The sequence below is a fragment of the Arsenophonus sp. aPb genome (assembly GCF_029873475.1).
Lineage (GTDB): Bacteria > Pseudomonadota > Gammaproteobacteria > Enterobacterales > Enterobacteriaceae > Arsenophonus.
Window position 1 is genome coordinate 1,779,898 of record NZ_CP123499.1, and the last position, 14,624, is coordinate 1,794,521.

Annotated in this window: 7 protein-coding genes; 5 read left to right on the plus strand and 2 right to left on the minus strand. The window is 39.7% G+C overall.

Annotated elements, in window-relative coordinates; genetic code table 11:
• A complete protein-coding gene (locus QE177_RS07905) occupies window positions 1-2,184 on the minus strand; it encodes a pentapeptide repeat-containing protein (RefSeq protein WP_280548523.1) in 2,184 nt (727 codons plus the stop codon).
• 275 nt (window positions 2,185-2,459) lie between these two features.
• Entirely contained in the window at window positions 2,460-4,733 is a 2,274-nt protein-coding gene (locus QE177_RS07910) for a pentapeptide repeat-containing protein (protein WP_280548525.1), read from the minus strand.
• 342 nt (window positions 4,734-5,075) lie between these two features.
• On the opposite strand from QE177_RS07910, the gene QE177_RS07915 reads away from it, so the two are divergent.
• The 5 genes from QE177_RS07915 to baeR are packed head-to-tail and all read left to right on the plus strand — an operon-like array spanning window position 5,076 to window position 14,602.
• Entirely contained in the window at window positions 5,076-6,299 is a 1,224-nt protein-coding gene (locus tag QE177_RS07915) for an MdtA/MuxA family multidrug efflux RND transporter periplasmic adaptor subunit (RefSeq protein ID WP_280552242.1), read from the plus strand.
• Complete coding sequence (locus QE177_RS07920) at window positions 6,299-9,439, plus strand: MdtB/MuxB family multidrug efflux RND transporter permease subunit (RefSeq protein ID WP_280548527.1); 3,141 nt, start codon at window positions 6,299-6,301, stop codon at window positions 9,437-9,439. The genes QE177_RS07915 and QE177_RS07920 overlap by 1 nt, the downstream gene beginning before the upstream one ends.
• Complete coding sequence (gene mdtC, locus QE177_RS07925) at window positions 9,436-12,513, plus strand: multidrug efflux RND transporter permease subunit MdtC (RefSeq protein ID WP_280548529.1); 3,078 nt, start codon at window positions 9,436-9,438, stop codon at window positions 12,511-12,513. The genes QE177_RS07920 and mdtC overlap by 4 nt, the downstream gene beginning before the upstream one ends.
• On the plus strand, window positions 12,510-13,913 hold the full coding sequence (gene baeS / locus QE177_RS07930; RefSeq protein WP_280548530.1) for a two-component system sensor histidine kinase BaeS: 1,404 nt from the start codon (window positions 12,510-12,512) through the stop codon (window positions 13,911-13,913). Before mdtC ends, baeS begins: the two co-directional genes overlap by 4 nt.
• On the plus strand, window positions 13,910-14,602 hold the full coding sequence (baeR, locus tag QE177_RS07935; RefSeq protein WP_280548532.1) for a two-component system response regulator BaeR: 693 nt from the start codon (window positions 13,910-13,912) through the stop codon (window positions 14,600-14,602). The genes baeS and baeR overlap by 4 nt, the downstream gene beginning before the upstream one ends.
• Window positions 14,603-14,624: the final 22 nt, after the last annotated feature.

Genomic DNA, 14,624 nt, shown 5'->3' on the forward strand with positions numbered 1-14,624 from the left:
TTAATTCCAAGCCGGTGGCATAATGCCCGCTAATATGGTTGGGAAATGAGCATTAATATGAGTAATCATATCAGTTGATATTACTGCCGTACAGCTAAAAGCATTATGGTAACCCAGCAATCTATCGCCCCAATCTTTATATTGTTCTTCAGATAGAAATGTTGGCGGTGATAATTGATGTGCCTGCTCCATCAGGGCAAAGGCAAAATACCTTAATGCGTTCGGTGACTCGTATTCAGTGCCGAATATTGCACTAGAAGAATATTTACTAAAAACCGCGGCCAGGCTTAATAAGGTTTTCGCCTGCGTTGATTTATCGGCGTTGGATAAATTATAAGCTTGCAGCAATTTTTGTGTGTAAGCGGCGGTTAAACGATAACCTGTTACGCCATTTTCGGTATATTGTGTAAACTTATTGTTAAATATCGCCGCCAGTTTAGTCTGGCTGTCAAAATCAATTAATTTTATTTGAGAAGTGCGTTGCGTTATCACAGTTTGAAAAGTGGACTGTAATTCACCTAGCTCTATAGTAGCTAATAATTTGTCAAACTTAGCTTGCTGTTGATGAAAACGATAGTTTGCCATAAATAATTTAAAATGATGTTGAAAAAGGGTATCTAACTGATAATCTGCCGGGCCAATATTCTCCTGCCCCTGATAGAGATAAAAACCATACCAATTGGTATCCGCTTTTCTCCCTCGCACATCCAACATTTGTTGTAGCTGGTTTTGTGACATCATCATGGCATAGTCACTATTGGGCGGCCTAGAGAGCAAAATAAAATTATCAGCATTTTTATCTGACCAGTCAGGTTTGCCAGCATAATCACCAAAATCAGGCTTCATCGTATAAAGTGCAATACGACTATCTCTTAGATAACAATCATACAGCCTTTTAGTCTGCTCTTTAAGGCTACTATCCCCCGCCATTATTTGTGAAATTAACTGAATAAAGGCGCCATTATGGCTAAACATCAGTTCTGGCTTGTTTTCAATGCAGGTCAGTAAGGTTGCCAATCGGGAATTATCTAATGCCGGCATCATACTGATATCATATTTTGTCAAATAGAGTGACAAGATATTGTTATTCAGCCAGTTGATAATTATCTCATCCTCGTTATATGGCGCTTTTGCTAAGGTATTTAACAAAGGCTCTACCACCGATAATAGTGAAAACTCTTCAGGGTTTTTGTCTAATGAATTCATTAGCTGATATACCAAGCTAATTTTTATTTTTTTATATTTTGCATCAATACTATCGATAGTCGTTAACAAACTAAAGTCATTGTTAATATGGTTAAGATAACGATCTAAATTATCAATATTCCAAACCGGAAAAGCGATATCACTTAGCACTGACTCATCTAAAATAGCGTCAGTTAAATCGGCACCGTTAAGATCAGCGCCATTAAAATTAGCCTTACTTAAGTCAGCTCCATTCAACTTAGCTTTAGTAAAATTAGCGTCATTTAAGTTGGCACCATTCAACTTAGCTTTAGTGAAATTAGTGGAGCTTAAATTAGTATGACTTAGATTAGCATCTGCAAGATCTGCCTCAATAAAAACACTAGATTGTAAATTAGAGTGACTAAAGTCAGCCTGGCACGCATTAGCCCCAACAAATTTTACTTGCTGTAAATCAGCCTTCACTAATTTAGTATTTTGCAAAATAGCCTCATGTAGCTCAACATCAAACAACTTAGCATCATTCAAATTAGCATCTCTCAGATCCGCCTTTATTAGCTTAGTTTTATATAACCTAGCATGGCATAATGTTGCCTCATTCAACTTAGCGCTATTGAGACAGGTATAATCAAGATTGGTATTATCCAATCTGGCGTTTTTTAGTGTGGCATCTGTCAAATTAGCTATTTGCAGATTAGCACCATTTAAATCGGCTTCATCTAAATTAGCTTCTTGCAATTTAGCCCGCTCAAAATCAAGCATCGCTAAATTAACTCCATTTAGTTGAGCCTTACGCAAATCCAGCTCAGCATCAACCGGACGTTGCTTAATTAATTTATCTAAAATCTCACGTTTGCGTTGTTGTAAATCCCTTTTGTTATCAACACTACAGTCATCTGGGATGGCTTGTCTTAATATCGCTAAGTCAGAAAATGCTTCCGTTGAGGTATTTGTTGTATGAAAGACAGAATTAGTTCCATTAGAAGAGGATACTTGCATAATCACTCCTTGATTAATTTACAATCAGAAAAGAATAATATATGAGTGATTAATGGAGTATAATTGCAAAAAACCGCTATTTAACGGCTATGAATTATTATCTTTGTCATTTTTTAACATTGATTATTTATTTATCTGCCATAAAATCTATTTTCAGCCGATTGCTTTGTTTGTCTATTAAACAAACACGGCGAAAGCGATAAAATTAACGTCCCTAATAACAAACAATCAAAGACGCATCATCAATTAAATTTAAGACAATAGAATTAGCGTAACTAATTCCAGGCAGGCGGCATAATACTAGACAGCAGGATAGGGAAATGATTTTTTATATGCTCAACCATCATGGTTGACAGCACCGCCGTACAGCTAAACACGTTATTGTAACCCAGCAATCTATCACACCAATCTTTATACTGTTCTTCAGAAGAAAATGTTAGTGGTACTAATTGATGTACCTGCGCCATCCAGTCTTTATACTGTTTTTCAGAACGAAATATTGGCGGTGATAATTGATGTGCTTTTTCCATTAAGGCAAAAGCAAAATACCTTAATGCATTCGGTGACTCAGTTTCCGTACCAAATATTGCACTGGAAGAATATTTGCTAAAAACAGCGGCCAAGCTTAATAAGATTTGTGCCTGCGTTAGTTTATCGGCGTTAGATAAATGATAAGCTTGCAGCAATTGTTGCGTGTAATCAGCGGTTAAGCGATAACCTGTTACGCCATTTTCCGTATATGGCTCAAACTTATCATTAAATATAGTTGCCAATTCAGTTTGACTGTCAAAATCGATTAACTTTATTTTACAAAAAGCTTTCGTTATCGCGGTTTGAAAGATGGGCTGTAACTCACCTAGCTGTAAAGTGACTAATAGTTGGCCAAATTTAGCTTGCTGTTGATGAAAACGATAGTTTGCCATAAATAATTTAAAATGATGTTGAAAAAGCGTATCTAACTGATAATCTGCCGGGCCAATATCCTCCTGCCCCTGATACAGATAGAAGTTATGCCAGTTGATATCCGCTTTTTTCCCTTGCACATCCAACATTTGCTGTAGCTGGTTTTGTGACATCATCATGGCATAGCCACTATTGGGCGGCCTAGAGAGCAATATAAAATTATTAGCCTCTTTATCAGACCAGTCAGGATTGCCGGCATAATCACCAAAATCAGGATTCATCGTATAAAACGCTACACGGTTATCTTGTAGATAATGATGATACAGAGTTTTAGTCTGATGCCTAAAACAACTGTCCCCCGCCATCGCTTGTGAAATCATCTGAATAAAAGCCCCATTATGACTAAACATCAGCTCCTGTTGTTTGTTAATACAATTTAACAAAGTTGCCAACAGCGGATCAGCTAATACCGGCATCATACTGGTATCATATTTGGCCAAATAGAGCGGCAGTATATTGTTATTGAGCCAGTTAATAATTATCGGATCCTGATTATAGGGCACAGTAGCCAACGTATCTAACAAGGGCTCTACTACTGATGACAATGAAATATCTGCAGAACGCTGGTCTAATGAATTAATTAACTGGTGAACCAGCGCGATTTTCTCGTTACGATACTTAACGTCAATGCTGGCGATAGTTTTAAGCAGACTATACCGATTATTTATGTGATTAAGATAACGATCCAAATTATCGTAATTCCAGCAAGGTAGCTTTATGTCACATAAGTTTGCACCAATTAATTTAGCCTGACTTAAATTTGCGCCACATAAATCCGCACCACTTAAATTCGTGCCACTTAAATTACTGCCACGTAAATCTATCTTACTTAAGTTCTTGCCACTTAAATTTGCGCCACTTAAATTCATCCCACGTAAAGTCGTGATATAGATATCCGTTTCTCTAAAATCCACCTCCCTTAAATCCACTTTCTTTAGATCTACGCCTAATAAATTTACCTTAGCTAAATTTGCCCCACGAAAACTTGCACCAGCTAACTTTGCCCCAATCAGTTTTACCTTTGTTAAATTCGCACCAGCTAAATTTGCCGCACTTAAATCTACGTTAAATAAGTCCACCTCAGTTAAATTCACGCCAGACAAATTGGCGCCATGTAAATTCGCTCCACGTAAATGAGCACCCCCTAAATCTACACCACATAAAACCGCGTCATGTAAATCCGCGCCACGTAAATTTGCTCGATATAAATTGGCTTTTGTCAAATTAGCTGCTGGCAATAACGCATTTTGCAATTTACTATGATTTAAATCAGCATATTGTAATTCAGCGTGAGATAAATTGACCCTACTCAAGGGTAGAGATGCCAAATTAGCATGTTGCAAATTAATACCTGACAAATTATTGCCACTGAGCCGAATCTTAATTAAAAATTGACTAACGAAGTTACACTCTTTGTTAACTAATTTCTTCATGCGTTGACAATTATTTCGATGTATTGCCACTTTATAATCATTGTAAATAGTCGACATTACCTGCCTTAAACGTTGAAAACGAGAAGGTGAGTCTGATGAAGTGTGAGCTGAATCAATAACAAGATCCGCATTCTTACTAGTCGGTACTCGCATAATCATTCCTTGATTAATTTATAATGAAAGCGAGATGGTATGTTAGCAATTGATAAAATCAAATAATATTTTTAAAAAAACCACTATTTAATTACTGTTAATAATTCTTTTTTGTTATTAGACACTTATCTAGATGGTGCTATTAAACCCATTTACTGATGATCACTATTTTAATCTATAACATTTAGCTAATTTATGCTTATCGCACACTGACTGGTATAATTTCCACATTTCCTTCATTTTTTTATAGCAAATACTCGCTAAACTATAGAGTGTAAATAATTTATTTAAGCAATTAAAAATATCTACTATTGCCAGCACAATAAGAATGCTAAGGACATGATGAACAAAAATAATCGCCGCCGAAAAATTGTCATATTTGCTATTGCCATTATTTTTTTATCCCTTTGTGGGATGTTTGCCTGGCGTTATTTTCTTCACCAAACCACTACGTCAGATTCCTTATCAACAACCTCAGCATCAAGCCTAAGCTCAACTAAATCGCGTAAAATACCACTGCCGCCGGTGCAGGCGGCATTATCAGTACGCCAAAGTATTCCTCATATTCTGACTGCCCTCGGTACCGTACAAGCCGCCAATACGGTTACTGTGACCAGTCGTGTTCAAGGACAATTAATGGCACTGCATTTCATCGAAGGACAAGCAGTTAAGGCAGGCGATTTATTAGCCGAAATTGATCCACGACCGTTTCAAATCTCACTGGCACAAGCAGAAGGACAATTGGCCAAAGATCAGGCGCAATTACGGAATGCTAGACAAGATTTAGCTCGTTATCAAAAACTAGCCGCAAGTAAGGTTATTTCGCAACAAGAGTTAGATAGACAGCAAACCTTGGTTCAACAAGCAGAAGGCAGTGTTAAAATTGATCAAGCGGCAATTAGTAATGCTAAACTGCAACTGACTTATAGCCGAATTACAGCACCTATTGCCGGTCGTGTTGGTTTAAAACAGGTCGATATTGGTAATTTCATCGCCAGTAGTTCAACTTCCCCCATCGTTGTCATTACTCAAACAACCCCGATTGACACCCTTTTTGCGCTACCTGAGGCCGATATTCCATTGATCAAAATTGCTCAACAGCAAAACACTAAAATTCCAGTGATCGCCTGGGATCGTAATAATAGCGCCCAAATTGCGGCCGGTTATCTGTTAAGTACCGATAATCAGATCGATAGCACAACGGGTACATTAAAAATGAAGGCGCGTTTTCCCAACCAAGATAATAGACTGTTTCCTAACCAATTTATTAATATCCATATTCAAGTTAATACGTTAAAAAATGTGGTGGTGATCCCAACCGCCGCCTTACAGATGGGTAGTATTGGTCACTTTGTCTGGACAATAGATAAAAATAATGTTGTTAGTAAGCAGAAAGTCACAGTGGGTTTACAAGATGGTCAAAAAACTATTATTACCACCGGTTTGGACGCAGGTGTTGGCGTTGTTACCGATGGTGTCGATAGGCTGGTTGATGGGGTAAAAGTTCAGGTTGTTACCCCAAACGCTCAATTAACTTCCTATGCAAATACAACGGAGAAATCTTAATGCAGTTTGAGACTCCGGTAAAAGGAGGTGGGCCTTCACGGTTATTTATTTTACGCCCGGTAGCAACCACGTTATTTATGGTTGCCATTTTATTGGCTGGTATTATCGGTTACCGTTTTTTACCAGTCTCTGCCTTGCCACAAGTTGATTATCCGACCATTCAAGTGGTCACTCTCTATCCTGGTGCCAGTCCTGATGTGATGACGTCAGCTATCACTGCACCATTAGAACGCCAGTTGGGTCAAATGTCTGGTCTAAAGCAGATGTTTTCCCAAAGCGCTGGCGGCTCTTCAGTAATTACGTTAACTTTTCAATTGTCACTGGCACTGGATATCGCTGAGCAAGAAGTGCAGGCGGCCATTAATGCGGCCAGTAACTTATTACCGAAAGATCTGCCCTACCCACCCGTCTATAGCAAAGTTAATCCGGCCGATCCGCCCATTTTAACCTTAGCGGTGACCACCAATGCCCTACCTATGACCCAACTACAAGATATGGTTGAAACACGGGTAGCGCAAAAAATCTCTCAGGTCGATGGAGTTGGATTAGTCACTCTCGCCGGCGGTCAACGTCCGGCAGTCCGTATTAAACTAAACCCCCAAGCCGTTGCTGCTCAGCAACTGGATAATGAAACTATTCGGCTCGCTATTAACAATGCCAATGTTAATTCAGCCAAAGGCAGCCTTGATGGCCCCGCTCGGTCAATTACGCTTTCTGCCAATGATCAAATGAAATCATTGGCAGATTATCGCTCACTCATTATTGCTTATAAGCAAGGCGCCGCAATTCGGCTAGGTGATATAGCTACAATTTCACAAGCAGCGGAAAATACGCAATTAGGCGCTTGGGCAAATAAAAAACCGGCCATTGTGATTAATGTTCAACGCCAACCTGGGGCGAATGTTATTAAAACCACCGATAATATTCGGAAAATCTTACCTGAGTTAGTTAAAAATTTACCAAAAGCAGTCAAGGTTAATATCCTGACCGATCGAACAACAACTATTCGTGCTTCTGTTAAAGATGTGCAATTTGAATTAATACTAGCGATCGCATTAGTTGTCATGGTGATTTACCTCTTTTTGCGCAATGGAGTCGCCACCTTAATTCCAAGCATCGCTGTTCCTTTATCCCTGGTGGGTACTTTTGCCGTCATGTATTTTTGTGGTTTTTCGATTAATAATCTCACCCTGATGGCCTTAACGGTAGCAACGGGATTTGTGGTCGATGATGCGATTGTGGTGATTGAAAATATCTCTCGCTACCTGGAAAAAGGGGATAAACCGTTAACGGCAGCGCTGAAAGGCGCTGGTGAGATTGGTTTTACCATTATTTCATTAACATTTTCATTAATTGCTGTGCTGATCCCACTGTTTTTTATGAGTGATATTGTTGGTCGCTTATTTCGTGAATTTGCTATTACACTGGCCGTAGCAATTTTAATTTCAGCTGTAGTCTCCCTCACTCTGACACCAATGATGTGTGCCCGTTTACTTAAAGCTGAGGTAAAAACCAAATACAATCGTTTCGAGCAAGGCTGTGAAATAGTGTTTGATAAAATGATTGCTATTTATGGCGCCTGGCTTAAACGCATTCTCAATCATGAATGGATAATACTGGCTGTCGCCATTAGCACATTATTACTGACCGCATTACTCTATATTATTATTTCAAAGGGTTTTTTTCCTTTGCAAGATAATGGATTACTGCAAGGTGTAATCGAAGCACCACAATCGAGCTCTTATGCCGCAATGGCTGAAAAGCAGCAACAAGTGACTGAACGAATATTAGCGGATCCAGCGGTAGAAAATGTCATTACTTTTGTCGGTGTTGATGGTAGCAATTCGGCCCTCAATAATGCGCGATTGCAAATTACCCTTAAACCATTAAATCAGCGTCATGAACGGATTGACGTTATTATCCCTCGGCTACAACAAACGGTTAACAATATTCCCGGTATTAAGTTGTTTTTACAGCCAATGCAAGATTTAACCATTAATACACAGATTTCCCGCACCCAATATCAATTTACTTTACAAGCAACGTCGTTAGAACAACTTTCATTATGGGTACCCAAGCTTCTCCACACATTAAAAGCCAATCAACAACTTACTGATGTAAGCAGTGATTGGCAAGATAGAGGATTAATCGCCAATGTAACGGTTGACCGAGATATGGCCAGTCGTTTAGGCATTAGTATGTCGGCGATTGATAACGCATTATATAATGCTTTTGGCCAACGAATGATTTCGACCATTTATACCCAAGCCAATCAATACCGAGTTATTCTTGAGCATGGCGCTGAAGGAGGCGTTGGTCTCGCGGCACTAAATAATATTCGTTTGCGAAGCAACCAAAACACCATCGTGCCACTCAATATTCTGGCTAAAGTTGAACAGCAATATGGGCCTTTATCAATTAATCACTTAGCCCAATTTCCCTCAGCCACGTTTTCCTTTAATGTTGCTAAAGGTAGCTCGTTGGAAGGCGCAGTCAAAGCAATCAAACAGAGCGAAAATCAAATTAAATTACCTCATGAGATTATTACTCAATTTCAGGGAGCAACCTTAGCGTTTGAAAAAGCACTGGCTAATACTTTATGGCTGATATTAGCGGCCATTATTGCCATGTATATCGTTCTGGGTATCTTATATGAAAGTTTTATCCATCCAATCACCATTCTTTCTACTCTACCCACCGCAGGGGTTGGCGCGCTATTAGCCTTAATGATGGCAGGTTATGAACTGGATATCATCGCCGTGATCGGCATTATATTACTGATTGGGATCGTTAAGAAAAACGCCATTATGATGATCGACTTTGCCTTAGCAGCAGAACGAGAACAAGGTTTATCGCCGCAAGAAGCCATCTATCAAGCGTGTTTATTACGCTTTAGACCTATTTTGATGACTACTATGGCCGCTCTGCTTGGCGCTTTACCTTTAATGTTAAGTAGCGGCGTCGGCGCTGAGTTACGCCGACCACTCGGAACCGGAATGGTAGGTGGCTTAATTTTGAGTCAAATTTTAACCCTTTTTACCACACCCGTGATCTATCTACTTTTTGACAGGCTAGCAAATTATTGGAAATCTGGCCGCCATCATCAGCGAGCATCAAAAGGAGAGGAGCCACTGCGGTGAAATTGTTCGCATTATTTATCGAGCGTCCGGTAACATCAACCTTACTTAGCGTGGCAATTACTCTATGCGGTATTTTAACGTTTATGCTGCTACCGATCGCACCATTACCACAAGTGGATTTTCCCGTTATTAAAGTTAGCGCCTCACTGCCAGGTGCATCACCGGAAACCATGGCATCTTCGGTTGCGACCCCCTTAGAGCGCGCTTTAGGTCAAATTGCTGGTATTAACGAGATGACTTCCAACAGTTCGCTCGGCAATACTAACATTATGCTGGAATTTGATCTTGATAAAGATATTAATAGTGCTGCCAGAGAAGTACAAGCAGCATTAAATGCAGCGCAAAGTATGCTACCTACCGGCATGCCATCACGGCCACGTTACTACAAAACCAATCCAGCCGATGCGCCAATTATAATCCTAACCTTAACTTCTAATAGCTACCCAATCGGTGAAATATATGACATTGCTTCGACGCGCCTAGCGCAACGTCTTGCCCAAATAGCCGGCGTCAGTGAAGTTTCTGTTAGCGGTGGTTCGCTGCCAGCAGTACGTATTGAACTCAATCCCACTGCACTATTTAATCAAGGGATTGCTCTTGATGCAGTTAGAGAAGCGGTTAATAATGCCAATGTCCGACGTCCACAAGGCTACCTTCACGATGAACAATTCCGCTGGCAAATAAAAACCAATGATGAATTAAAAAGCGCTGCCGATTATCAACCGATTATTATTCATTCCCATAATAACTCTGTAGTTAGATTACAGGATGTTGCTAATATCAAAGACTCGGTACAAGACATTCGCACCGCCGGTATGGCTGCCGGCCAACCTGCCATCATTTTAGTTATTCGCCGAGAAGCCGGCGCTAATATCATTGCTACTGTCGATCGTATTCGTGCCGAGCTGCCTGAACTTAGAAAAATGCTACCTGCAAGTATTAATTTAACCATTGCCCAAGATAGAACACCGACAATTCGAGCCTCCCTGACAGAAGTTGAGCGAGCATTATCGATTGCAATTGGTTTGGTGATCTTAGTGGTTTTCTTGTTCTTACGCTCTGGCCGGGCAACCATTATTCCCGCTATTGTGGTACCCGTTTCGCTTATTGGTAGCTTTTCAGCTATGTATTTATGTGGCTTTAGTCTGAATAATTTATCGCTGATGGCATTAACGGTCGCGACTGGCTTTGTTGTCGACGATGCAATTGTGGTGATTGAGAACATTATGCGCCACATAGAAAATGGCTTAGCGCCACATAAAGCCGCTATTATTGGTGTTAGTGAAGTTGGTTTTACCGTATTGTCGATGAGTATTTCCTTAATTGCCGTTTTTATTCCACTATTCTTTATGGGAGGCTTAGTTGGCCGATTTTTCCACGAATTTGCTATTACCTTAGCCACAGCCATTCTGATCTCATTATTTGTTTCCCTTTCGCTTACCCCCATGATGTGTGCTTATTTGTTAAAAAAAACCAAAAAACATAGCCCACATAAGATAAGCGGCGTGGGTCGGCTATTATTAAAAATACAACAAAGTTACGGCGTCACATTAAATTGGGTTTTAGCGCATCAACGTAATGTATTATTAGTTTTATTGGCGACTATCGGTTTAAACATTTATCTCTATATTAGTATCCCAAAAACATTCTTCCCCGAACAAGATACCGGCCGATTATTAGGTTATGTTCGGGCCGATCAGAGTATCTCTTTTCAAGCCATGAAAACCAAAATGACACAATTTATGATCCAATTGGCAAAGGATCCGAGCATTGACAATGTCACCGGTTTTACTGGTGGCAGCAGAATAAATAGTGGTTTTATGTTTATCTCTTTAAAACCCCAAAACCTGCGCAAAGAAACCGCTAACCAAGTTATTCAGCGATTGAGAACTCAACTGGCAAATGAACCAGGCGCTAACTTATTTCTTATACCGGTGCAAGATATTCGCGCTGGTGGGCGGCAGGCTACTGCTAATTATCAATTTACCCTACTTGCTGATGATCTTAATGAATTACGTCAGTGGGAACCACAAGTTCGTAAAGCCCTGGCTGAGCTGCCACAACTGGCCGATGTTAATTCAGACAAAGAGGACAAAGGTTCTGAAATGGCGATAACTTACGATCGTGATAAAATGGCACAATTAGGTATTAATGTTAAAGATGCTAACAATTTACTTAACGATGCCTTCGGCCAGCGACAAATATCAACGATTTATCAACCCATGAATCAATATAAAGTTGTGATGGAATTGGCACCTGAATATACCCAAGATGCCAGTTCATTAGCAAAAATGTTTGTAATTAATAAATATGGTAAAGCAATTCCGCTCTCCTTTTTTGCTAAATGGCAACCCACTAATGCCCCACTAAGTGTTAATCATCAAGGCTTATCTGCCTCATCAACGATTTCTTTCAATCTTAATGAAGGTTACACTCTTAATGATGCTATTGAGGCCATTGAATTAACCATGATCCAATTAAGTGTACCACCTACTGTGCGTAGTACCTTCTCGGGTACAGCAAAAATATTTCAAGAAACCTTAAAAACCCAATTATTTCTGATTATTGCCGCCATCGGTGCAGTCTACCTCGTCCTTGGTATCCTTTATGAAAGCTATATCCATCCATTAACCATTATTTCCACTTTACCTTCCGCTGGTTTAGGTGCTTTGTTAGCATTAGAGCTGTTTAATACCCCTTTCAGTTTAATTGCACTGATTGGTATTATGTTATTAATTGGTATTGTTAAGAAAAATGCCATTATCATGGTGGATTTTGCCATTCAGGCGCAAAGGCAGGGTCAACTAAGCGCACACGATGCCATATTTAAAGCCAGCTTATTAAGGTTTCGACCCATATTAATGACAACCATCGCGGCGATTTTTGGCATGCTACCGCTAGCACTAGGTAATGGTGATGGTGCAGAATTACGCCAACCATTAGGTATAACCATTGTTGGCGGCTTAATTGTTAGTCAAGTATTAACACTCTATACCACTCCAGTGGTTTATCTCGCTTTCGATAAGCTTCAAGGCTATCTACAACAAAAACGCCAGTTGGCGAGGCTTGAATGAAAATACACTTTAGCGGTGTTACCAGTAAGCTTTTTTTTGCTATCTTCGCCCTCTGTCTATTGATCGTTTTTACTATGCATTGGGGAATTAGATTAACTTTTGAGCAAGGTTTTATTGGCTACATAAAACAAACCAATGAATTACGTACCAGCCTAATTGCTCAAGCCCTGACGGAACAATATCAGCAAACCGGCAATTGGTCTTTTTTGCAACATAATGGCCGCGCAGTAACTCGGATCATCAATACCCTGGAACAAGAAAACTTTTTGCCGACGCAATCTTCAGCAAAAAGCTGGCGTACACAAGTTTGGATTGTTGATCATAATATGGACAGACTTTCAGGTCATGGAAAATTACCGACTGTCAGTGAAGATATTATTCAAAAACCAGTTAAGTATCATAACCAGATAGTCGGTTGGGTAATGAGTAATGCAGCTGATAAAATCAGTCGTGAAGCGGATATTAATTTTGATCGTCAACAACATATCACCAGTTCTTTGGTAACTATGTTCTCATTGCTGCTGGCGCTGATTACCACCTTTTTACTGGCGAGAAATTTTCTCAAACCAATCAAACATATTCTTGAGGGTACTCACCAACTTACTACCGGTAATTTTGCCGTTCGCGTACAGATCTCGAGCCGCGATGAACTAGGTCAATTGGCTAAAGATTTTAATCAATTAGCCTCAACATTAGAAAAAAATGAACATATGCGCCGTGATTATATGGCAGATATCTCTCATGAATTACGCACGCCATTAGCTATATTACGGGGTGAGCTCGAAGCCATTCAGGATGGTGTTCGGCCGCTTTCTGTAACAACATTACACTCTTTATTGGCTGAAACAAATATATTAATTAAACTTGTCAATGACTTACATCAGTTATCCCTATCTGATCGCGGTTCACTGGTTTATCGAAAAAAAAATATCAATATAGTCCAACAAATTGAGTTAGCTATTAGTAGCTACCGTAGCCGATTTGCAGATAAACAAATAACGTTAAATATTACACTGCCTAGTAAAATAACGTTAAATGCGGATCCTGATCGTTTAGCTCAACTATGGCATAATTTACTGGAAAATAGCTTACGTTATACTCACTCATCAGGCTCACTGGTTATTCAAGGTTATGTTTCACAACAGCGGTTTTATCTCATTTGGCAAGATAGCGCACCCGGCTTATTAGACTATCAATATCCCGCTATCTTTGAACGCTTTTACCGGGTTGAAAACTCTCGTAATCGCTCCAGTGGCGGTTCAGGACTTGGCTTAGCCATTTGCTACAATATTATTGAAGCCCATGGCGGCAAAATTATCGCTTCAGCCTCCTCTTTAGGTGGGGTAAAAATTAGCATAGAATTACCGTTAGATGATAACCATAAAAGCCAAAGTGTATGAGTTGCGATAATCACTGTTACCGTATTTTAGTTGTTGAAGATGAACCAAAGTTAGGCCAACTGTTAGTTGATTATCTGCAAGCCGCAGGTTTTCAGAGCGATTGGTTACTCGAGGGTAATAGTGTCATTAAACGCGTGAAAAATTTTTCCCCGGATCTGATTTTACTTGATCTGATGTTGCCAGGAACGGATGGTTTATCCATTTGCCGTCAATTACGTCAATTTTCAGACATCCCTATTATCATTGTGACAGCAAAAACCGAAGAACTCGATCGCTTAGTTGGTTTAGAGATTGGTGCTGATGACTATATCTGTAAACCCTTTAGTCCACGTGAAGTGATCGCTAGAATTAAAACCATTTTACGTCGTTGCTATCGACAAACCACAACACAAAATAGCGATCTGAAGCTGATTATTGATGACAGCGCTTATCAGATCCATTATCAACATCAAACCGTTGAATTAACTCCGGCTGAATTTCGCTTATTAAAATTTTTATCCCAGCATCCCGGTAAAGTTTTTTCCCGTGATAAACTGCTGAATAACCTCTATGATGATTATCGTATTGTTACTGATCGCACGATTGATAGCCATATAAAAAATTTGCGCCGCAAGCTGCAACTATTAGATAAACAACGGCAATTTATTCGTTCAGTATACGGTTTAGGTTATCGTTGGGAACCAGTTTGATTAAATTTTGCCAATCCAGCTG

Coding starts and splice junctions, on each gene's coding strand:
- baeS (WP_280548530.1), top strand. CDS start 12,510: ATGAAAATACACTTTAGCGGTGTTACCAGTAAGCTTTTTTTTGCTATC.
- QE177_RS07910 (WP_280548525.1), bottom strand. CDS start 4,733: ATGCGAGTACCGACTAGTAAGAATGCGGATCTTGTTATTGATTCAGCT.
- QE177_RS07915 (WP_280552242.1), top strand. CDS start 5,076: ATGAACAAAAATAATCGCCGCCGAAAAATTGTCATATTTGCTATTGCC.
- QE177_RS07905 (WP_280548523.1), bottom strand. CDS start 2,184: ATGCAAGTATCCTCTTCTAATGGAACTAATTCTGTCTTTCATACAACA.
- baeR (WP_280548532.1), top strand. CDS start 13,910: ATGAGTTGCGATAATCACTGTTACCGTATTTTAGTTGTTGAAGATGAA.
- QE177_RS07920 (WP_280548527.1), top strand. CDS start 6,299: ATGCAGTTTGAGACTCCGGTAAAAGGAGGTGGGCCTTCACGGTTATTT.